A 21,542-nucleotide genomic window follows, 5' to 3' on the forward strand; every position below is an offset into this window, starting at 1 on the left:
CGGCGTCCTGCTAGCCTCGCGCGATTCCCTCCGAGCCCGCACGATGGCCGCATCGCCCGCACGTCCCCGCCTGCCGCTGCACTGGAAGATCGCCATCGGCTTCATCGCCGGCCTGCTGCTCGGTCTGATCGCGCACTACAGCGGCCTGACCGCGTGGACGCTGGCCGATCCCGGCAGTGCCGCGTGCCTCGGCGATGCGCCCGGCTGGCGCTGTCGCCCGGTCATCGAGAGCGTCGTCGCCTACGTCACCGAGCCGGCCGGCACCCTGTTCCTCAGCCTGATCTTCATGCTGATCGTGCCGCTGCTGTTCTCGGCGCTGGTCGTGGGCGTGTCGGAAATGGGCGACGTCGCCTCGCTCGGCCGCATCGGCTGGCGCACGCTGGGCTGGACCGTCGTGCTCTCCGGCGCCGCCGTGGTGCTGGGCCTGGTGATGGTCAACCTGTTCCGGCCCGGCGACGGCGTCGATCCGGCGCTCGCGCAGCAGTTGCTGGCCGAGGGCGCGCAGCGGACCGAAGCGATCGTCCGCGACAGCGAGGGCAGCGCGACCGGCATGGAGATGCTGCTGTCGATCGTGCCGCAGAACGTGGTCGGCGCCGCCGCGGACAACGCCAACATCCTCGCGCTGATGTTCTTCGCGCTGATGTTCGGCATCGGCCTGGTGCTGACGAAATCCGAGTCGACCGCCGTCCTCAAGCGCGGCATCGAGGGTCTGTTCGAAGTCTCGATGACGCTGATCGGCCTGGTGATCCGGCTCGCGCCGATCGCGGTGTTCTGCTTCATGTTCAATCTCGCGGTGCTGTTCGGCTGGGACCTGCTGCTGCGGCTCGGCGCCTACGTGCTGGTCGTCGTCGGCGCGCTGGCGCTGCACATGCTGGTGACGTATTCGATCGCGCTGCGCCTGGTCGCCGGCCGCTCGCCGCTGCAGTTCTTCGGCAGCGTGCAGGAAGCGATGCTGATGGCGTTCTCGACCGCGTCGAGCAACGCTACGCTGCCGACCGCGCTGCGCATCGCCGACGAGAAACTCGGGCTGCCGCGCAAGGTCTCGCGCTTCGTGCTGACCATCGGGGCGACCGCGAACCAGAACGGCACCGCCCTGTTCGAAGGCGTCACGGTGCTGTTCCTCGCGCAGTTCTTCGGCGTGGAACTCGGCATCGGCCAGCAGATCCTGGTGATGCTGGTCTGCATCCTCGGCGGCATCGGCACGGCCGGCGTCCCGTCCGGTTCGCTGCCCGTGGTCGCGCTGATCTGCACGATGGTCGGCGTGCCGGCCGAGGGCATCGGCCTGGTGCTCGGCGTCAACCATTTCCTCGACATGTGCCGCACGACGGTCAACGTCACCGGCGATCTGGGCATCGCCGCGCTGGTGGCCACGGGCGAGGACGCACCGGCCGGCGAGATCGGCGGCGATGGCGACGAGGCGGCGACGGCGCGCAGCGCGCCCGGCTGACGCCCGGCGGCACGCACGTCGCTGCGCATCGCAGGAATGTCCGCGTGTGCCGTCGCCCGCGCGACGCGGCCGCCCATGCGGCGGGTGCCATGGCGCGCTTTGCTAAGCTGCGGGCGATCTGGACGGACGACCCCTGCGCATGACTGAAGCGAATTCCGGTGGCGGCATGCCGCTGCACACCAAGATGCTGATCGGCTTTTCGATCGGCACCCTCGCCGGCATCGCGGCCAACATGTTCATCGGGGACGCGGGCTGGCTGGACCTGCTGATCACCTACGTGACGGATCCGGTCGGCCAGATCTTCCTGCGGCTGCTGTTCATGCTGGTGATCCCGCTGGTGTTCTCGGCGCTGATCCTCGGCGTCGTCGAGATCGGCGATCCCGCATCGCTGGGCCGCATCGGCATCAAGACGCTGCTGTGGGTGCTGCTGGTCACCTCGCTCGCGGTGACCATCGGGCTGGTCATGGTCAACGTGCTGCGCCCGGGCATCGGTCTCGATCCGGGACTCGTCGCCGGGTTGATGGCGGAGTCGTCGGCGCGTGCGACGGAAATCTCGGCCGCGCGCGAAGGCGTCTCCGGTCTCGACGTGCTGCTCAACATCGTGCCGCGCAACCCGGTGCAGGCCGCGGCCAATGGCGACCTGATCGCGGTGATGTTCTTTGCGCTGATGTTCGGCATCGCCGCGACCGTGCTGCGCAACGACGCCACCCGCAGCTTCGTCTCGACGGTGCAGGGCGTGTACGACATCTGCCTGAAGCTGATCGGCTGGATCATCGCGCTGGCACCCTACGCGGTCGCCGCGCTGCTTTTCTCGATCACCGCCAAGCTCGGCCTGCCGATGCTGTGGATGCTGGCCAAGTTCGTCGGCACCGCGCTGGGTGCGCTGGGCATCCATTTCTTCATCGTGTTCCCGGTCCTGCTGTGGACGCTGGGGCGGATGTCGCCGCTGGCGTTCTTCCGCGGCGCGCAGCCGGCGCTGTTGACCGCCTTCTCGACCTCGTCGTCGAGCGCGTCGCTGCCGACCACGCTCAAGGTCACCGAGGAGAACCTCGGCGTACCGCGCCGGGTCGCGCGCTTCGTGTGCACGCTCGGCGCTACCGCCAACATGAACGGCACCGCGCTGTTCGAGGGCGTGGTGGTGCTGTTCCTGGCGCAGCTGTTCGGCGTGGACCTCACGCTCGGCCAGCAGGTGATGATCCTGGTGCTGTGCATCTTCGGCTCGATCGGCGCCGCCGGCGTGCCCGGCGGCTCGCTGCCGGTGATCGCGATGATCCTGGCGATGTTCGGCATCCCGCCCGAGGGCATCGGCATCATCCTCGGCGTCGACCGCCTGCTCGACATGTGCCGCACCGTGGTCAACGTCGGCGGCGACATGGTCGGTTCGGTCGTGATCGGGCGCAGCGAGCAACGGCGCGACGAGGCGGCGCCGGTGATCGAGGGCGGCCCCGTGGCGTCCGGCGACGCCTCCACCTGAGTCCGGCTGCGGCAGCGATCCGGCGGGCATGGGACAATGCGCGACTCCCGCCATCGCCGCCGACTCCAGTCCAGTCCATGACCCAGCCGACCCGTCGCGAACTCGCCAACGCCATCCGTTTCCTCGCCATCGACGCCGTCGATGCCGCCAACTCCGGCCATCCGGGCATGCCGATGGGCATGGCCGACATCGCCGAGGTGCTGTGGAACGACCACCACAGCCACAACCCGGGCAATCCGCACTGGATCAACCGCGACCGCTTCGTGCTGTCGAACGGCCACGGCTCGATGCTGCAGTACGCGCTGCTGCACCTGTCGGGCTACGACCTGCCGCTCGACGAGCTGAAGAACTTCCGCCAGCTGCACAGCCGTACCGCCGGCCATCCCGAACGGCACGAAACGCCCGGCGTCGAGACCACGACCGGCCCGCTGGGCCAGGGCTTCGCCAACGCCGTCGGCTTCGCGCTGGCCGAGAAGCTGCTCGCGCAGCGCTTCAACCGCCCCGGCTTCGATGTCGTCGATCACCACACCTGGGTGTTCCTCGGCGACGGCTGCCTGATGGAAGGCGTCTCGCATGAGGCCGCGTCGCTGGCGGGCACGCTGGGCCTGGGCAAGCTCGTCGCGTTCTGGGACGACAACCGCATCCCGATCGACGGCAACACCGCCGGCTGGTTCACCGACGACACCCCGGCGCGCTTCGAGGCCTACGGCTGGCGCGTGATCCGCGACGTCGACGGCCACGACGCCGATGCGATCTCTCGCGCGATCGACGCCGCCAAGGCCCACGACGGCCGGCCGGTGCTGGTCTGCTGCCGCACGACGATCGGCTTCGGCTCGCCGAACCGCGCCGGCAAGGAATCCGCGCACGGCGCCGCGCTGGGCCAGGCCGAATCCGACGCGACCCGCGTGGCGCTCGCTTGGCCGCACGGCCGCTTCGAGGTCCCGCAGCCGATCCGCGACGCGTGGCTGGCCACCGATGCCGGCGCCAGGCGCGAGGCGACGTGGCAGGCGCTGTTCGACGCCTACGCCGCGGCGCACCCGGAACTCTCGGCCGAACTGCTGCGCCGCACGCGCGGCGAACTGCCGGCCGACTTCGCGCAGGACGCCGATGCGTTCATCGCCAAGCTGCAGGCGGAAGGCCCGACGATCGCGTCGCGCAAGGCCTCGCAGCTGTCGATCGAAGCCTTCGCGCCGTTGCTGCCGGAGCTGATCGGCGGCTCGGCCGACCTCGCGCATTCCAACCTGACCCTGTGGAAGGGCAGCACGTCGGCCGCGACCACGGACCGCGATCGCCAACGGCCTTGCGCTGCACGGCGGCTTCATCCCGTTCGATGCGACCTTCGTGGTCTTCAGCGACTACGCGCGCAACGCCGTGCGCATGGGCGCGCTGATCCCCGCGCACGCGATCCACGTCTACACCCACGATTCGATCGGCCTCGGCGAAGACGGCCCGACCCACCAGCCGGTCGAGCATCTCGCATCGCTGCGCTACATCCCGAACAACGACGTGTGGCGTCCCTGCGATGCGGTCGAGTCGGCGGTCGCGTGGAAGTCGGCGATCACCCGCCAGGACGGCCCGAGCTGCCTGGTGTTCTCGCGCCAGAACCTCGCGCACCAGGCCCGCGACACGGCCCAGGTCGCCGACATCGCGCGCGGCGGTTACGTGTTGAAGGACTCGGCAGGCACGCCCGAAATCATCCTGATTGCGACCGGCTCGGAAGTCGGGCTGGCGATGCAGGCGGCCGAGCAGCTCGGCGACACCGTGCGCGTGGTGTCGATGCCGTCGACGGACGTGTTCGACCGCCAGGACGCGGCCTATCGCGAGTCCGTGCTGCCGGACGGCGTGCGCAAGCGCGTTGCAATCGAAGCCGGCGTTACCCCGTTCTGGCGTGCGTACGTCGGCCTGGACGGCGCCGTCATCGGCATCGACAGCTTCGGTGCGTCGGCGCCGGCGGACAAGCTGTATGCCCATTTCGGCATCACCGTCGACAAGGTCGTCGAGGCAGGGAAGGCACTCTGATCGCCGCGCGCGTTTCGCGTTCCGATCAAGCAGGAGGCCCGCGCAAGCGGGCCTTCTGTCTTGTGCTGCTCGTGACCGCGTCTCTGCCGATTGCGGCGGTCCGATCCTGCAACGGCATGCCTGCGCGCGAGAAGTTTTCCTGATCACCCGTCGTCCCGCGCAAGCGCGCTCCTACATTCGACGGAATTCTCTCGACACCGGCCATGAAGCGTTTCGCTGCGCTCGGATCGCGGGGGTCATGGCCGGCGCGACGGCGACCAGACCGGTACTCGCCGATCAGTGCGCAGGATCGTGCTTGCTGCCACCGCGGCAATGCGGGGAATCGGGCACCAGGACTTCGGCGGCCCACTCGTCCGGCGTGAACGTGTGCAGCGCCAGCGCGTGGATCTGCTGCATCTGCGTGCCGAGCGCGCGGTACACCGCCTGGTGTCGCTGCAGGGCACGCTTGCCGTCGAATGCCGCACTGACGACGACCGCCTTGTAATGCGTTTCCAGGCCGCGGCTGTGCAGATGGCTCTCGTCCTGCACGTCGAGATGGCTGGGCTGCAGCGCGGCCAGCGCGTCGCGGATCTGGTCGGCTCGGGTGGACATCGGTGGCTCCGGAAAACGGCAACGGATGGCAGGCAGATGGCGGCAGCACACGGGGATTGCAAGTTCCGGCGCCGGGCACCAAGCGGGACGCGTGCGGATCCGCGCAAGTCTCCGCCGTGCTGCGCGTGCGCTCCCATGTTGCGCCGATTGCGTGCTCACGAGGGCGACGACGCGGTTGCGGCGTCAGCCCGCAGGGGGCGGAACCGTGGCCGGCGCCGTGCGCCGCAGCCCCAGCGCGAGCAACCGCGCCAGCAGATGCTCGCCCGGTCCGGTCGGCGCGTCGAGCGCCATCCGCTGCAACGCGGCGGTGTCGTCGCTGCTGCCCTCGCGCAATGCGGCGACTACCGTGCGCAGCTTGTCGCCGCGCGTGGCGGTGTGGGACTTCAGCCAGGTCAGCGCCTTGAGCACGCGCTGCTCGACGGCGTCGAAATCGCTGCCGAGCGGATAGTCGGGCAGGGTACCGTCGCGCCGCAGCGGCGCCAGCGCCTCGCGCAGTCGCGTCGCGGTGTTGCGGGCCCAGGCCTGCGGCGCGACGAAGTGCGGATCGAGCTTGCGCGCCGCGCGCGCCTGTTCGAGCAGCCGCAGCTGGTGGGCCGCGTCGGCGATTCGCGTCATCGCGACCACGCAGTCCTCGTCGGTCGCGCCGCGCACGTCGGCGATGCCGTATTCGGTGATGTAGAGATCGCGCAGGTGCCGGGGAATCGTCGTGTGGCCGTAGTTCCAGCGGATATTGGCCTCGTGCCGGCCGCCCGACTCGCGGGTCGCGCGCAGCAGCAGCGCCGAGCGCGCATCCGGTAGCGCATGCGCCATCGCGACGAAGTTGTACTGGCCGCCGACGCCCGACACCACGCGGCCGTCGTCGAGACCGTCGGAGACCGCCGCGCCGAGCGCGGTCGCCATCATGCAGCTGTTGAAGAAGCGCGCATCGCGGCGCTGCAGGCGCTTCAGTCCCTCGTCGAGCCCGTAGAGTTCGTTGACCTCGCCGACCCGTTTCATGCCGATGCCGCGCCGGGTCGCGTCGTCGAGGCCGTGCAGCCAGGCGTAGAAATCCGGCGAGCCGAGGTAGAACGCGCCGTGCAGGAATTCGCCGTCGCGTTCGATCAGCTCCTGGTCGAGCGCGCTGAGGCTGCCGTCGTTGGCGCGGCGCATCAGCGCGGCCTTGTCGACGACCTTGCGGCGGATCACGCCGACCTCGACCAATCGCTTGAAGCCCTCGTTGAGCATTTCGCTGCAGCCGTAGAGGCCGATCTCGAACGGCCCGAGCCCGCCGCTGGCGACCACGGCGGGATGCGTCGCCAGCCCGGGATCGAGCGCATGCAGCACGCGCCGGTAGGCCGCATTGTCGGTCTGGCGCAGCGCCAGCGCATGGCTCAGCGCATCGGCCAGCGCGCCGATGCCGATCTGCAGCGTGCCGCCGTCGCGGACCAGTGCGCTGGCATGGAAGCCGATCGCATAGTCGGCGTCGGAAACCGGCTGCCGCGGCAGGCCGAACAGCGCGGGATAGGGTGGTGGCGGCGCGACGACGAGGTCGAAGAACGCGGCATCGACGGCCGCGGTGCCGTCGAGCCACGGCAGGTGCGGATCGATCTCGCCGACGACCAGGGGCCGTGGCTGTCCGGCGGCGACGATCGCGTCGATCGCGTCGAAGGTCAGGTCGGTGTTCGACGACAGCGAAAAGCGGCTGCCGTCCTCGTTCGCCGCGACCTTCTGCACCAGCACGTTCACCCCGCGGTCGGCGAGCGCGCGCGCGACGTGCGTGTAGTTGAGGCTGGCGTAGCGGCGCTGCGCCTGCGACGAGCCCAGCATCGCGCCGGACTGCATGTAGAACTCCTCGACCGCGATGTGCGGCGGCAGCGCATCGCGGCGCAACGCGTCGACATACTTGAGGCGGACGAAATCCTCGCCGAAATGGCGCGCCGCGAACGGGCCGATGAACCGGCCTTCGAGATCGCGGCCGGCGACCGGCGGATCCAGCGACAGTGCGGTGTAGAGGGTGACGGGGCGCGTCGGATCGGCGGCCGCGCGGTCGTACAGCGCATTGAGCAGCCGGTGCGGTTTGCCGAGCCCGAGCGGCGCGCCGACATGCAGCGGGCCGTCCACGTGCGCGAGGATGCGGTCGGTCGCATCTTCCAGTGAATCGACGTAATCGGTCATGCGCGGAGCATACGCACGACGACGTGAATAGGCGCGAGCGTGCGCGTCGCCACGGGCGTGCGCGTCGCCACGGCCGGCGATGGCAGCGCGTGCGGCCGGACACGGCATCGCCGCTGCGTCTGTTCCTGGCGCGACGGCCGGAGTGCGGGCCTTCGGGTCACTCCGGGACGGGGTGCATTGCATCACGGCTGCACGCGCGTGCTCGACGCCCGTCCGGTCATGGCGCCCGGACTCAGGCCTCGAGCATCTCCGGCGTGAACAGCGCCCGCCGCGAGCGCTCGTCGCCACTGACCATGAACCGGCCATCGCCGCGGTAGTGCAGGGTGCGCGGCCATTTCGGTCGCGTCGCCGCGTGCGCCGCGACCACGCGCCAGACGAACAGCGGGTAATCGGCGGTGATCCGGGTCTCCTGCAGGCGGCACTCGAAACGCGCATGGCATTCGCCGATGCCGGGCGCCGCGACCGCGTGACTTTCGAGGGCGGTGAGGCCGAAGCGGTCGAACTTGTCGCCCTCGGCGCTGCTGCAGTTGCCGATGCGCACCACGGTGTCGAGCAGGTCCGCCGTCGGCAGGTTGATGACACATTCGCGGCCGGCGCGCGCCAGTGCGTGGCTGCGGTTGCCGGGATCGATGTAGGTGCCGACGAGGTCGTAGCCCAGCATCATGTGCCAGCCCAGCGTCATGATGCCGCGCTCGCCCTTCGCTGCGGTCGACAGCAGCACCACCGGGCCGGGTTCGAGAAAACGGCGGGTCTGGTCGGGCGGAATCGCGCGGGTGCGTGGCATGCGGATGACCGGAGGACGGGGCTGCGATTGCCGCAGGTCGGCGGTGAACGTCGCGTCGCGCGCTCAGTCCAGCGTGTGCACCGCATCCGCGATGCGGCGCACGTCGTCGGCGGTGTGGCTGACGTAGAGCATCGGCAGCGTGGTCTCGTCGCGCACGCGCTGCAGGTAGGGAATCAGCTCTTCGCGCCGGGCCTGGTCGAGCGACGACAAGGGTTCGTCGAGCAGCAGCAGCGCGGGCCGCGCGAGCAGGGCGCGGCCGATCGCGACGCGTTGCGCCTCGCCGCCCGACAGGTTGGCCGGACGCCGTGCCAGCAATGCCTCGATGCCGAGCAGCGCGATCACGTGGTCGAACGCGAACGCGCCATCATCATCGTCGGACGCGCCCACGTGGCGGCCGTAGCGCAGGTTGCGGCGCACGTCGAGATGCGGGAACAGCCGCGCATCCTGGAACACGTAGCCGACGCGCCGCCGGTGCGCGGGCACGTCGATGCGCGCGGCACTGTCGAACAGCACGCGGCCGTCGATCTCGATACGCCCCGCCCGCGGCCGCGTCAGCCCGGCGATCGCATGCAGCACGCTGGTCTTGCCGGCGCCCGACGGCCCGGTCAACGCGAGCACGCGTTGCGGCGCGTCGATGCGGACGGTTCGCCGGCATCTGCCGCGCTGCAGGGTGATGTCGATCACCAGCATCAGTCGTGCGCCTCGGGCCGGGTGCGCCGCACCAGCCATTCGGACGCCAGCAGCGCCGCCAGCGAGATCGCCACTGCGACCGCGGCCAGCCGCCAGATGCCGGCATCGCCGCCGGGCACCTGCATCAGCCCGTAGATCGCCGACGACACGGTCTGGGTTTCGCCGGGAATGTTGGAGACGAAGGTGATCGTCGCGCCGAATTCGCCCAGTGCCTTGGCGAATGCGAGCACCGCGCCGGCGACGAGGCCCGGCCACGCCAGTGGCAGGGTGATCGTGCAGAACACCCGCAGCGGACTGGCGCCGAGCGTCGCCGCGGCCTGCTCCAGGCGCCGGTCGACATTCTCGATCGACAGGCGGATCGTCCGCACCATCAGCGGGAAGCCCATGATCGCGCTCGCCAGCGCGGCGCCGGTCCAGCGGAAGGCGACGGAGATGCCGAAGGTCGTGTCCAGCCATGCGCCGATCGTGCCGTTGCCGCCCAGCAGCACCAGCAGCGCATAGCCGACGACGACCGGCGGCAGCACCAGGGGCAGGTGGACCAGGGCGTCGAGCAGCGACTTGCCGACGAAGCGCCTGCGCGCCAGCAGCCAGGCGATGGCGACGCCGAACGGCAGGCTGGCGAGCGCGGCGACGGCGGCGACCCGCAGGCTCAGGCGGATCGCGACGAGCTCGTCGTGCGTGAACGCGGACAGCAGGGGCAGCGCGGACGCGGACATGCGCGGTCAGCGGATCGTGAAGCCGTGCGCGCGGAAGATCGCCGAGGCGGCATCGCCATCGAGCCAGCGCACGAAGGCGGCGGCCTGCGGATGCCGGCTCGCGGCGACCCGCGCGACCGGATAGACGATCGCCGGGTGGCTGTCTTCCGGGAACGTCGCCAGCACCTTGACCCGCGGCTCGGCGCGCGCATCGCTGCCGTAGACCACGCCCAGCGGCGCTTCGCCGCGCGCGACCAGCACCAGCGCCGAACGCACGCTGTCGGATTCGGCGATGCGCGGCTGCAGGGCGGTCCAGCTGCCGAACGACACGAAGGCCGCCTTCGCGTACTTGCCTGCCGGCACGCTGGCCGTCAGTGCCAGCGACAGGCGCCCGCGCGGACCGAGCAGCGGCAACAGGTCGCTGCGTGCATCGAGCCGGAACGGCTGCGCGCGACTGCGCGCCGGGGCGACCAGCACCAGGGTGTTGCCGAGCAGATCGCGGCGCGACGCCGGATCGATGAGCCGGCGCTGCTGCAGCCAGTCCATCCAGTCTGCCGGGCCAGCGCGGAACTCGCCGCGTACGACACCCGCAACGGCTGGCCGGTGTCCTGGCGGTAGCGCGCGGCGGCCGCGTCCATCGATTCCTTGAGGCTGGCGGCGGCGAACACGGTCAGCGGGGCGGCGGCGTCGGCGGCGCGGACGGGCAGAACGCGCGCCGTCGCCACCAGCAGCGCGGCCAACGCCAGCAGGCGCAGCGCGGCGCGCGTGAGCGCGCGGGCTCGCGGCGTCGGCATGACGGTCGGGCTGCGCATGCGTCAGGGCGCCACGATGACGGTGATGGCGACGACCTGGGACACGCCGCGTGCGGCGCGGCTGTCGTCCGCGACCACCAGGCGCGGCGCGCCGGCTGCGGCGTCCGAGGGCCCCCCCTCGCAGCGGTCGACCAGATACACGCGGCGGTGGCCGAGCGTGGGATCGAGTTCGCCCAGCGAGAACACCACGCGGTCGCCGTCGCGTCCCGTGACCAGCACGTAGCGCGTCAAGTGCGCGCCGGCCAGCGGCGCCCCCGGCACGACGCCGCTGGCGCGCAGCAGGGCGAACAGCGACGTGCCGGCGCAGTCGAGCGTCGCGCCGCGCACCGTCGCCTGCACCGGCTCGCGCGAAAGGCGCGCCCGCGTGTCCGGATCCAGCGGCACGACGACAGGCGATGCGAGCACCGGTGCGCGCGGCGCCGATGCGCGCAGTGTCGGGTCGCGGTCGAGCGTCGATGCCACCGGCGCGGGAGCGGGTGCCGGCACCGGCACGGTCGCGCAGCCGGCCAGCGCCAGCAGCAGCGCGAGGGCCGGCACGCGAGCGGGCGCGTGGCAATGGATTGGCATCAGGGGACGCGGATCGCAGGCATGCGACGCAGCCTAAACGCGCGCCGCGCACGACGCACGTGAACCGCGGCCGGTCCGGCGCAGGATCGGGGCTGCGTCAGGGGACGGCCGGCGGATCGAGCGTCGCGTTCAACAGCTGCGCCAGGCGCGCACCGGCGTCGCGCAACTGCTGTTCGGCCAGCGGCAGATGGGTGTCGACATAGTCGTCGCCGATGCGGGCGCGGCGCGGATAGACGCCCGGCCGCACCGCGATCGCGCAGGCGGCTTCCGCCCAGGCGCCCGCCTGCGGCGGCAGTGGTCCGGCAACGGCGGGCGCCGGCGTCAACGCCTGCAGCCGCGTCACCCAGGCCGATTCCGGCAGCGACTGCGTATTGAGCATGCCGCTGTCCCAGAACGCGTGCAGGTTGGTGCCGCGCTTGCGGTAGTTGATCTGGCGATCGTTGCCGCCCTTGTCGTGGCCGTAGCCCGCGTGCATCGGCTGGTGCACGTCGCCGACGAAGTGCACGACGAATTTCAGCGCCTGCAGGCGATCGGCCTTCGAGCGCGTGCGGTCGCCGAGGATCGCGCTCTGGGTGCGGATCGCCTCGACCACGCAGTCGCCGCCGGGGCAGTCGCGTGCGGCGTCGTAACGGCACGCGGGCGCGATGTTGACGTAGTGCCACGGCGCCGAGCGTCGGCCGAGGTCGGGATCGTTGGCGCGCAGCGCGTCCGCCCAGGTCGCGATGCCGGTCAGCGTCGGCTCGGGTTCGCCGGCCAGCAGCGCATCGACCTGCGCGCGGGTCGACGGCGTGAGGTCGGGCGTCGCCAGCCCGGCGACGAGCCGGTGGCCCATGCCGCCCCACGCGGCGGCGGAGGTGGAGACGGCGGCGGAAACGAACAGGACGGTGACACACAGGAATCGGCGCATGCGGCGATTCTACCGGCCGCCTGTGCCGGGCCGTGATGCACGCTGTGCTCAGAACGTCCGGACGTAGGCCGCGCCGTACACCAGCGGATCGAGGTGCGCGGTGCCGAGAGGGACGCCATCGACGCGCACGTCGGTGTCGATGTCGATCCAGCGGGCATCGAGGCGGAGCCGGCTGCCGGCGCCGAGCCGGATGTCGAGGCCGGCATGCGCGGCCAGGCCCCAGGCATCGCGGAGCTGCAGTCGCGTCCCGGCGAGCGCGCCGGTCGTGTCTTCGCCGAAGAACGTCGTGGAGTTCACGCCGATGCCGAACAGTGGCGACACCGTACCGCCGCGGTGGCCGTGGTACTGCAGCGACAGGGTCGGCGGCAGGTGCCGCGTGCTGCCGACCCTGCCGAGCCCGTCGACGGCGATGTCGTGCCGGAACGGCAGCGCCGCGAGCAGCTCGAGGCCCAGACCGTCGCGGACGAAGTATTCCGCTGCGATCGTCGGCCGGGTGCTGCCGCCGATCGACAGCGGCAGGCTGCCGCCGGCGAGGCGCCCGTTGCCCGACCTGGGATCGACATGGTGGGCGCCGACGGCGAGGGTCCAGTCGCCGGCGGACTGGGCGTGGACCGGCAGGCAGGCGCCGGTGGTCGTGGCGGCGAGAAACGCGAGGGACAGCAGGCGCATGGAGAGGATCCGTCGGAGAGTGGCCGCAGTGTCGGCATCCCGGCGCGCGGGCGCCTTGATCGGAATCAATGCGCGCCGGCCGCCGTGCGCGCCTGCGGCCAGCGTCGGGCGCCGTCAGGACGCGCCTGCTAAAATGCGCGGGTTGCCGGGACCGGCGCCGCGCGTCGAGCCTGGCGTGATGCGCGCGCTCCCAACGTTTCTTCCCAACTAGCCCGCGCACCGCGCGGATGCAGGAGTCCGGATTCATGGCGATCAAGGTAGGCATCAACGGCTTCGGCCGCATCGGCCGCAACGTGCTGCGCTCGGCGGTGGAGAACTTCGACGGCGACATCGAGATCGTCGCGATCAACGATCTGCTCGAACCCGATTACCTGGCCTACATGCTGTCCTACGACTCGGTGCACGGCCGCTTCAAGGGCGACGTGTCGGTCGAGGGCAACACGCTGGTCGTCAACGGCAAGAAGATCCGCCTGACCCAGGAGCGCGACCCGGCCAACCTGAAGTGGGACGAAGTGGGCGCCGACGTCGTCATCGAGTCGACCGGCCTGTTCCTGACCAAGGACACCGCGCAGAAGCACATCGACGCCGGCGCGAAGAAGGTGATCCTGTCGGCGCCGTCGAAGGACGACACGCCGATGTTCGTGTTCGGCGTCAACGACAAGACCTACGCCGGCGAGGCGATCATCTCCAACGCCTCGTGCACCACCAACTGCCTGGCGCCGATCGCGAAGGTCATGCACGACAAGTGGGGCATCAAGCGCGGCCTGATGACCACCGTGCATGCGGCGACCGCGACGCAGAAGACCGTCGACGGCCCGAGCAACAAGGACTGGCGCGGCGGCCGCGGCATCCTCGAGAACATCATTCCGTCGTCGACCGGTGCGGCCAAGGCGGTCGGCGTGGTGATTCCGGAACTCAACAAGAAGCTCACCGGCATGAGCTTCCGCGTGCCGACGTCCGACGTGTCGGTGGTCGCGAGACCTGCACCTCGGTATTCGACGCCGAAGCCGGCATCGCGCTGGACCCGACCTTCGTCAAGCTGGTCAGCTGGTACGACAACGAGTGGGGCTACTCCAACAAGTGTCTGGAGATGGTCCGCGTGGTCGCGGCGAAGTAAGCGGTCCGCTGCCGCCGAGTGAGACCGGAGCCCCGCGCAAGCGGGGCTTCTTTTTTGGCCCGGGCGACACCGGCGCCGGGGTTGCTGGCATCGCGTTGTCGGAGCGCGCGCCTGCAGACGTTTGCCTGCCTGCGGGCGCAGCGCGGACAATGGGCGACGGACGCACACGCGTTCTCCTTCCGACTCCAGCGAGCCCAGTGCCCATGACCATCGTCCGCATGACCGACCTCGACCTCTCCGGCAAGCGCGTGCTGATCCGGCAGGGCGAGCCGGTCTGAGCGGACTGCCGTCAGGCAGACCGCGCGGCGAGCGCCCGGCCATGGATGGCCGGGCAGGTGTCTGCGACTGCAGTCATGTCACGCCAGGGATGGCATGGCGCACATCATTCCGATCATTCAAGAGAGTCCAGAGCCCATGACTATTGTCCGCATGACCGATCTCGACCTGGCCGGCAAACGTGTGTTGATCCGGCAGGACCTCAACGTTCCCGTCGACGGCGGCAAGGTCACCTCCGACCAGCGCATCACCGCATCGCTGCCGACGTTGAAATACGCGCTGGAGAAGGGTGCGGCGGTCATGGTGACCTCGCACCTCGGCCGGCCGAAGGAAGGCAGCTGGAGCGAGGCCGATTCGCTCGCCCCCGTAGCCGCGCGGCTGTCCGAACTGCTCGGCATCGACGTGCCGCTGGTGCGCGACTGGGTCGACGGCGTCGAGGTCGCGCCGGGACAGCTGGTGCTGCTCGAGAACTGCCGCATGAACATCGGCGAGAAGGACGACGACGAGGCGTTGTCGAAGAAATACGCCGCCTTGTGCGACGTGTTCGTCATGGATGCCTTCGGCACCGCGCACCGCGCGCAGGCGTCGACGCATGGCGTGATCCGCCATGCTGCGACCGCCGCGGGCGGCCCGCTGCTGATGGCCGAACTCGATGCGCTGGCCAAGGCGCTCGACGCGCCGGCGCGGCCGTTGCTGGCGATCGTCGCGGGCAGCAAGGTGTCGACCAAGCTCGAACTGCTGTCGTCGCTGGTCGGCAAGGTCGACCAGCTGATCGTCGGCGGCGGCATCGCCAACACCTTCATCGCCGCGCTGGGCCACGGCGTCGGCAAGTCGCTGGTCGAGACCGACCTGCTCGATACCGCGACGCAGATCATGGCCGACGCCAGGGCACGCGGCGCCGAGATTCCGGTGCCGACCGACGTCGTCGTCGCATCTGCGTTCGCCGCCGATGCGCCGGCCACCGTCAAGGCAGTGGATGCGGTCGACGCCGACGACATGATCCTCGACATCGGCCCGGACACCGCCAGGCGCTACGCCGCGATGATCAAGGAGGCCGGCACCGTGGTCTGGAACGGTCCGGTCGGCGTGTTCGAGTTCGACGCGTTCGGCAAGGGCACGGAGGCGCTGGCGCGCGCGATCGCGTCGTCGAAGGCGTTCTCGATCGCCGGTGGCGGCGACACGCTGGCGGCCGTCGACAAGTACGGCATCGCCGATGACGTGTCCTACATCTCCACCGGCGGCGGCGCGTTCCTCGAATTCCTCGAAGGCAAGACGCTGCCGGCGGTCGCGGCGCTCGACGCCCGCGGCGCGTGACCCAGGCGCTGTTCTTCGATCTCGACGGCACGCTGATCGATTCGGAGCCGGGCATCCTCGGCGGTATCGCGTATACGCTCGAGGCGCTGGGGCATCCGCCGTTGCCCCGCGAGACGTTGCTGCCGTGGATCGGCCCGCCACTGCGCGACAGCTTCGATGCGCTGTTCGATGGCGATCGTGCCCGCGCCGAACGGGCGGTCGCGCTGTATCGCGAACGTTACGACGCGCGTGGCTGGCGCGAGCATTCGGTCTACACCGGCATGCCCGAGGCGATCGCCACGCTGCAGGCCGCCGGCCACCGGTTGGCGGTCGTCACGTCGAAGAACGAGGGCGCCGCGCGGCGCATCGTCGAGGCGCTGCCGTTCGGCGCGGCCTTCGAGACCGTGGTCGGCGCCAGCGACGACGGCACGCGCCGCTACAAGCGCGAACTGATCGCCGAGGCGCTGTCGCGGCTCGCGCTCGACGCGACGGGCGCGGTGATGATCGGCGACCGGCGTTACGACATGGAAGGCGCGCGCCAGCACGGCATGCGCGCCGTGGGCGTGCTTTGGGGCTTCGGCGCCGAAGCGGAGTTGCGCGAGGCGGGCGCCGCGGAAACCGTCGCGTCGCCAGCGGCGCTGGCGGCGGCGCTCGCCTGAACGCGGCAGGACGCTGTGCGCGCCTGAACGTCGCAGGCGTCGGGGTCGGCGGGCGCGCGTGTCGGTGCGATCGCTGACATGGAGCGCAATGCCGATGCCGCAAACCGGCGCGGCCTCTGCTTCCCGCACGCGGCATTGCTGCCGCGAATGCGCGTGCCGGCATCGACTCCTGGCCTCTGGTCGTGAGGGATGGCCGGCGATGCACTGCCGCCCGAGTCGCCCGGAGCATCGCTTCGCGTGCCTCGACCGCGCGTGGCCCGCGGCATTGCGCCGCGCGCGGAATTTCGCAGTAAGCTTCGGACACGGCGCGCCGGGGGATCGGGGCGCCGTTTCCATGTTGCCCTGCAACGTGCGCATGACTACCGGTGGACAATAAGATCTGGGGATGACCATGAACGAACTCACGACCGTTGCGCCGCATCGTCGCCGCACCCGCATTCTCGCCACGCTGGGCCCCGCGACCGACGCGCCCGGCGTGCTCGACGCCCTGATCGCCGCCGGCGTCAACGCGGTCCGCCTGAACTTTTCCCACGGCGACCCGGAATCGCAGCGCGTGCGCGCCGAGGCGGTCCGCGATGCCGCGCAGCGCGCGGGCGTCGAGGTCGGCATCCTCGCCGACCTGCCGGGCCCGAAGATCCGCATCGAGAAGTTCGCCGACGGCAAGGTCCAGCTGGCAGCCGGCGCGCGTTTCGACCTGCTGGCCGATCCAGCGGCGCCTCCGGGCACCGTGGACCAGGTCGGCGTCAGCTATCTCGGCCTGCCGCACGACGTGGCGCCCGGCGACGTGCTGCTGCTCGACGACGGCCTGGTGCAGCTGCAGGTGGCGGCGGTCGACGGCGCGCGCATCGTCACGACGGTGCTCAACGACGGAGTGCTGTCCAACCGCAAGGGCCTGAACAAACAGGGTGGCGGCCTGTCGCTGGGCGCGCTGACCGATCACGATCGCGACCTGATCAAGGTCGCGGCCGACATCGGCGTGGATTTCATCGCCGTGTCGTTCTGCCGCAACGCGGCCGACATGGAGGAGGCCCGCTCGATCGCCCGCGCGCACGGCTGCGACGCCGCGCTGGTGTCGAAGATCGAGCGCACCGAGGCGATTGACAACCTGGCCGAGATCATCGACGCCAGCGACGTGGTGATGGTCGCGCGTGGCGACCTGGGCGTGGAGATCGGCGATGCCGAGCTGCCGGGCCTGCAGAAGAAGATCATCCGCGAGTCGCTGGCGCGCAACAAAGTGGTCATCACCGCGACGCAGATGCTGCAGTCGATGGTCGAAAGCCCGATGCCGACGCGCGCCGAGGTGCTCGACGTCGCCAACTCGGTCATCGACGGCACCGACGCGGTGATGCTGTCGGCCGAGACCGCGGCCGGCGCCTACCCGGTGCGCGCCGTCGAGGCGATGGCGCGGATCTGCGTCGGCGCCGAGCGCCAGTTCGCCCACGACACCGATTTCAGCAAGGCCCAGCGCAACCTCGAGCGCGCCGACCAGGCGATCGCGATGGCGGCGATGTTCCTGTCCGAGCACATCGGCGTCGGCGCGATCGTGGCGATGACCGAATCCGGCGGTACCGCGCGCTATCTGTCGCGCTTCCGCGGCGGTGCGCTGATCTATGCGTTCTCGCGCCACGACGGCGCCCGCCGGCGCATGACGCTGATGCGCGACGTGTTCCCGTTCGACTACGACAGCCGCGGCCAGACCCCGCGCGAAGCGGCGCGCGGCAGCGTGCGTCTGCTGGTCGAGGGCGGCTTCCTCGGCTCCGGCGAGCGCGTGGTGTTCACCAGCGGCGAGCACATGGAAACCCACGGCGCGACCAATACCCTGCGCCTGCTGCAGGTCGGCGAAGACGGGCGCGCCGAAGGCCTCGGCGAGCTGTAAGCGGTTTCCCGCGGACGGGTCGTCCGCGCCGGGGCAGGGTGGGAGCGCGGGCTATAATCGCGCTCCTTTCCCGCAGCCGAATCCCCCGACATGAGCATCGAACAGCTTGCCGAAACCGCCCAGGCCCTGGTCGCCGCGGGCAAGGGCATCATCGCGATCGACGAATCGACGGGCACGCTCGCCAAGCGTTTCGAAGGCGTGGGAATCCCGAATAACGAAGAAAACCGTCGCGCCTATCGCGAGCTGCTGCTGACCACGCCGAACCTCTCGGACTACGTCAGCGGCGCGATCCTGTTCGACGAGACCATCCGCCAGTCGACGAAGGCCGGCAAGCCGTTCGCCAAGTACATGGCCGAGCAGGGCATCCTGCCGGGCATCAAGGTCGACAAGGGCGCGCAGGCGCTGGCCGGCTTCCCGGGCGAGACCGTGACCGAAGGCCTCGACGGCCTGCGCGCGCGCCTCGAGGAGTACTACAAGCTGGGCGCGCGTTTCGCCAAGTGGCGCGCGGTCATCCGCATCGGCGAGGACACCCCGTCGGGCACCTGCATCGAGACCAACGCGCACGCGCTCGCACGCTATGCCGCGCTGTGCCAGGAGCAGGGCCTGGTGCCGATCGTCGAGCCGGAAGTGCTGATGGACGGCAGCCACGACATCGAGACCTGCTACGAGGTCACCGAGGTCACGCTGCGGGCCGTGTTCGATGCGCTGTACAACCAGAACGTCGCGCTGGAAGGCACGATACTCAAGGCCTCGATGGTGCTGCCGGGCCAGGACAGCGGCGAATCGGCGGACATCGACGAGGTCGCCGAAGCCACGCTGATGTGCCTGAAGTCGGCCGTGCCGGCGATCCTGCCGGGCATCGTGTTCCTGTCGGGCGGCCAGAGCGATGAAGCCTCGACCGCGCATCTCGATGCGATGAACCGCATGGGGCCGAACCCCTGGCCGCTGTCGTTCTCCTACGGACGTGCGATGCAGTCGGCGGCGCTGAAGCTGTGGTCGCAGGACCTGGCCAACAACGTCGGCAAGGCGCAGGCGACGGTGTTCGCCCGCGCCCGCGACAACGGCCTCGCCGCGCAGGGCAAGTGGCAGAAGGGCGGCTGAGGTCCAGGCCCGCTGCGTGATCGGAACGCCGGCCCCGTGCCGGCGTTCTGCCGCGTGGAGCCGCGATCCGGCGCGTCCGGCCGTGCGTCAGTCGGTGGACAGCGCCTCGCGATAGCGCGCGAGCATCGCCGCGTCGTGGCAGCAGAACAGCACCGACGCCGGCGCATGCGGGAAGGCGCGGACTTCCGCGACCGCGATCGCCACGGCCTGGTCCGGCGGAAAGCCGTAGACGCCGCAGCTGATCGCCGGAAACGCGATCGACGCGATCCCGTGCGCGGCCGCCAGCGCCAGGCTGTGGCGATAGCACGCCGCCAGCAAGGCCGTTTCGCCTGCCTCGCCGCCCCGCCAGACGGGGCCGACGGTGTGGATCACGTGACGCGCGGGCAGGGCGAAGCCCGGCGTGATACGGGCCTCGCCGGTCGGGCAACGCACGCCGGCACGCACCGGCGGCAGCGCGCGGCAGGCGGCCAGCAGGGCCGGCCCGGCAGCGCGCTGGATCGCCCCGTCCACGCCCCCACCACCGGCCAGGGCCTCGTTCGCGGCATTGACGATGGCGTCGACGTCGCAACGGGTGATGTCCTGGAGGCGTGCGTCGATCAGCGTCATCGGCGCAGTCTGGCAGTGCATGCGTGAGCGGTGGATGCCGGGCGCGCTGACCGGTGCCTCACTCCGCGTCGCCTAGGCTGGTGGCCGTGTCCACGTCGAGGAACGCCGATGTCCACGCCGCCCGACCAACGCCTGCACGTGCCTTTACCGGTCCATGACGCCCTGCGCCGGGGGCAGCCGGTCGAGGCGATGCAGGCCCTGCGCGACGCCAATCCCGGGCTCGACGCACGTGCCGCGCGCGACGCGCTCGGCCACCTCGCGCGCCACTCCGCCGCCACGTTCGGTGACGACGACCGCTACGCGCGGTCCGACGCGGCGGCGCCGGTCGGCGACGCGACCCTGCCCAGCGCGGTCGCGGCAAAGATCGCGACCGGCAACACCGTCGATGCGGCAAGGCGTCTGCGCGAGACCCGGCCGGGGTTGAGCGAGGCGGAAGCCGAGGACGCGGTGCGGCGGCATGCCTCGCCGCTGCTGCAACAGGCGCGCACCGAAACCGTCGTCCATGGCGACAGTGGCCGCTACGGCTGGGTCGGCTGGGTGGCCGCGCTGCTCGTCGTGGCCGTCGGGTTCGGGCTCTGGCGGCTGGCCTGACGCCAGGCCTCCGCGTCGTCAGGCGCGGCAGAGGCCTGCGAAGGACGGGGCGCGATATTGCGCCGCGCCCACGCGGGCAGGCCGCCAGAACATGTGGATGCGAAGCGAGCAGATCCGCGCGGAACCGCTGCACGCCAGCGACGCTTCCGTGACGGGATCATGTGTCGAACGACGCGGGGAAAGAACGGACGCCCCACGCATCGCGCGGGGCGTCAGGCGGTTCACGGCAGGCCTGCGAGCCAGTCGTCGTCGGACCCTTCGTTGACGCCTTCGAACAGCGGCGTCGACAGATAGCGTTCGCCGGTATCGGGCAGCATCGTCAGGATCACCGCGCCGTCGGCGGCGGTCTTCGCGACCTCGAGTGCGGCGGCGAGGGTGCCACCGGCCGAGATGCCGACGAAGATGCCCTCTTCGCGTGCCAGCCGGCGCGCGGTCTCGATGGAATCCGCATCGTCGATCGACAGCACCCGGTGGGCGACGTCGCGGTTGAGCACGCCCGGCACGAAGTCCGGCGTCCAGCCCTGGACCTTGTGCGGCGCCCATTCCTTGCCCTGCAGCAGCGCGGCGCCGGAAGGTTCGCAGGTCACGATCTCGACCTCGGGCCGCGCGACCCGCAGCACTTCGCCGACGCCGGTCAGCGTGCCGCCGGTGCCCCAGCCGGTGACGAAATGGTCGAGCCGGCGCCCGGCGAAATCGCGCAGGATCTCGGCCGCGGTCGTCTGCCGGTGGTAGGCAGGATTGGCCGGATTCTCGAACTGGCTGGCCCAGAACCAGCCGTGCTGCTCGGCGAGTGCCTTCGCCTTGCGCACCATGCCGCTGCCGCGCTCGGCGGCCGGCGTCAGGATCACCTTGGCGCCGTAGGCGCGCATCAGCTTGCGGCGTTCGATCGAGAAGGTCTCGACCATCGTCGCGACGAACTTGTAGCCGCGCGCGGCGCAGACCATTGCCAGCGCCACGCCGGTGTTGCCGGAGGTCGCCTCGACCACGGTGTCGCCCGGCTTGAGCACGCCGCGCTGTTCGGCGTCGAGGATGATCGCCAGCGCCAGCCTGTCCTTGACCGAGCCACCGGGGTTGAAGGATTCGACCTTGGCGTACAGGGTGACGTTGGCCGGGGCGAGCCGGTGCAGGCGGACGACGGGCGTGCCGCCGATCGTGTCGAGAATGCTGTCGTACAGGGCCATGGGGGAACCCTTGCGAAGGCGCGGAGCGCGGGC

17 protein-coding genes and 3 pseudogenes are annotated in these 21,542 nt (G+C 70.7%); 9 read left to right on the forward strand and 11 right to left on the reverse strand.

Annotated elements, in window-relative coordinates; all coding sequences use genetic code 11:
* The first annotated feature begins 43 nt into the window (after positions 1-43).
* From CJ022_RS02505 to tkt, 3 genes and pseudogenes are all read left to right on the forward strand, one after another.
* Positions 44-1,447, forward strand: coding sequence for a dicarboxylate/amino acid:cation symporter (locus CJ022_RS02505; RefSeq protein ID WP_101925126.1), 1,404 nt, complete (start codon positions 44-46; stop codon positions 1,445-1,447).
* 139 nt (positions 1,448-1,586) lie between these two features.
* Positions 1,587-2,921 (forward strand): dicarboxylate/amino acid:cation symporter, encoded by a 1,335-nt coding sequence (locus CJ022_RS02510; RefSeq protein ID WP_199171418.1) that lies wholly within the window; start codon positions 1,587-1,589, stop codon positions 2,919-2,921.
* Between the two features lie 77 nt (positions 2,922-2,998).
* Positions 2,999-4,940: pseudogene (gene tkt / locus CJ022_RS02515) on the forward strand (transketolase).
* Between the two features lie 276 nt (positions 4,941-5,216).
* Here the strand turns inward: tkt and CJ022_RS02520 are convergent.
* The 9 genes and pseudogenes from CJ022_RS02520 to CJ022_RS02560 form a co-directional block, all read right to left on the reverse strand.
* A complete protein-coding gene (locus tag CJ022_RS02520; RefSeq protein WP_101925128.1) occupies positions 5,217-5,531 on the reverse strand; it encodes a BolA family protein in 315 nt (104 codons plus the stop codon).
* Positions 5,532-5,714: 183 nt separating this feature from the next.
* A complete protein-coding gene (locus tag CJ022_RS02525) occupies positions 5,715-7,685 on the reverse strand; it encodes an acetyl-CoA hydrolase/transferase C-terminal domain-containing protein (protein ID WP_101925129.1) in 1,971 nt (656 codons plus the stop codon).
* A gap of 232 nt (positions 7,686-7,917) precedes the next feature.
* On the reverse strand, positions 7,918-8,475 hold the full coding sequence (locus CJ022_RS02530) for a flavin reductase family protein (protein WP_425490832.1): 558 nt from the start codon (positions 8,473-8,475) through the stop codon (positions 7,918-7,920).
* Between the two features lie 57 nt (positions 8,476-8,532).
* A complete protein-coding gene (locus CJ022_RS02535) occupies positions 8,533-9,159 on the reverse strand; it encodes an ATP-binding cassette domain-containing protein (RefSeq protein WP_101925131.1) in 627 nt (208 codons plus the stop codon).
* Positions 9,159-9,851 carry a molybdate ABC transporter permease subunit gene (gene modB, locus CJ022_RS02540; protein ID WP_101925250.1) on the reverse strand — a complete coding sequence of 231 codons (693 nt, stop codon included), beginning with the start codon at positions 9,849-9,851 and terminating at the stop codon, positions 9,159-9,161. The genes CJ022_RS02535 and modB overlap by 1 nt, the downstream gene beginning before the upstream one ends.
* A 30-nt stretch (positions 9,852-9,881) precedes the next feature.
* A pseudogene (gene modA / locus CJ022_RS02545) lies at positions 9,882-10,648 on the reverse strand (molybdate ABC transporter substrate-binding protein).
* Between the two features lie 21 nt (positions 10,649-10,669).
* Positions 10,670-11,233: a hypothetical protein gene (locus CJ022_RS02550; RefSeq protein ID WP_143703860.1), complete on the reverse strand. Its 564-nt coding sequence runs from the start codon at positions 11,231-11,233 to the stop codon at positions 10,670-10,672.
* A gap of 97 nt (positions 11,234-11,330) precedes the next feature.
* Positions 11,331-12,140: a S1/P1 nuclease gene (locus tag CJ022_RS02555; RefSeq protein ID WP_101925133.1), complete on the reverse strand. Its 810-nt coding sequence runs from the start codon at positions 12,138-12,140 to the stop codon at positions 11,331-11,333.
* Positions 12,141-12,188: 48 nt separating this feature from the next.
* On the reverse strand, positions 12,189-12,809 hold the full coding sequence (locus tag CJ022_RS02560) for an OmpW/AlkL family protein (protein ID WP_101925134.1): 621 nt from the start codon (positions 12,807-12,809) through the stop codon (positions 12,189-12,191).
* A gap of 245 nt (positions 12,810-13,054) precedes the next feature.
* Here CJ022_RS02560 and CJ022_RS02565 point away from each other — a divergent pair.
* From CJ022_RS02565 to CJ022_RS02585, 5 genes and pseudogenes are all read left to right on the forward strand, one after another.
* Positions 13,055-13,926: pseudogene (locus CJ022_RS02565) on the forward strand (type I glyceraldehyde-3-phosphate dehydrogenase).
* Positions 13,927-14,340: 414 nt separating this feature from the next.
* Complete coding sequence (locus CJ022_RS02570; RefSeq protein ID WP_101925135.1) at positions 14,341-15,516, forward strand: phosphoglycerate kinase; 1,176 nt, start codon at positions 14,341-14,343, stop codon at positions 15,514-15,516.
* Positions 15,513-16,154 (forward strand): HAD-IA family hydrolase, encoded by a 642-nt coding sequence (locus tag CJ022_RS02575; protein ID WP_101925136.1) that lies wholly within the window; start codon positions 15,513-15,515, stop codon positions 16,152-16,154. The genes CJ022_RS02570 and CJ022_RS02575 overlap by 4 nt, the downstream gene beginning before the upstream one ends.
* Before the next feature lie 391 nt (positions 16,155-16,545).
* Positions 16,546-18,030 carry a pyruvate kinase gene (gene pyk, locus CJ022_RS02580; protein ID WP_101925251.1) on the forward strand — a complete coding sequence of 495 codons (1,485 nt, stop codon included), beginning with the start codon at positions 16,546-16,548 and terminating at the stop codon, positions 18,028-18,030.
* 90 nt (positions 18,031-18,120) lie between these two features.
* Positions 18,121-19,131, forward strand: coding sequence for a class I fructose-bisphosphate aldolase (locus CJ022_RS02585; protein WP_101925137.1), 1,011 nt, complete (start codon positions 18,121-18,123; stop codon positions 19,129-19,131).
* 87 nt (positions 19,132-19,218) lie between these two features.
* Here CJ022_RS02585 and CJ022_RS02590 read toward each other — a convergent pair whose 3' ends face one another.
* A complete protein-coding gene (locus CJ022_RS02590) occupies positions 19,219-19,737 on the reverse strand; it encodes an O-acetyl-ADP-ribose deacetylase (protein WP_101925138.1) in 519 nt (172 codons plus the stop codon).
* A 108-nt stretch (positions 19,738-19,845) separates the two neighbouring features.
* Between CJ022_RS02590 and CJ022_RS02595 the strand changes: the two genes are divergently transcribed.
* Positions 19,846-20,328: a hypothetical protein gene (locus tag CJ022_RS02595; protein WP_101925139.1), complete on the forward strand. Its 483-nt coding sequence runs from the start codon at positions 19,846-19,848 to the stop codon at positions 20,326-20,328.
* Positions 20,329-20,549: 221 nt separating this feature from the next.
* On the opposite strand, the gene cysK is transcribed toward CJ022_RS02595, so the two are convergent.
* On the reverse strand, positions 20,550-21,509 hold the full coding sequence (gene cysK, locus CJ022_RS02600; protein WP_101925140.1) for a cysteine synthase A: 960 nt from the start codon (positions 21,507-21,509) through the stop codon (positions 20,550-20,552).
* Positions 21,510-21,542 lie beyond the last annotated feature (33 nt).

It is taken from the genome of Luteimonas rhizosphaerae (genome assembly GCF_002849595.1).
GTDB classification, from domain to species: Bacteria; Pseudomonadota; Gammaproteobacteria; order Xanthomonadales; family Xanthomonadaceae; genus Luteimonas; species Luteimonas cellulosilyticus.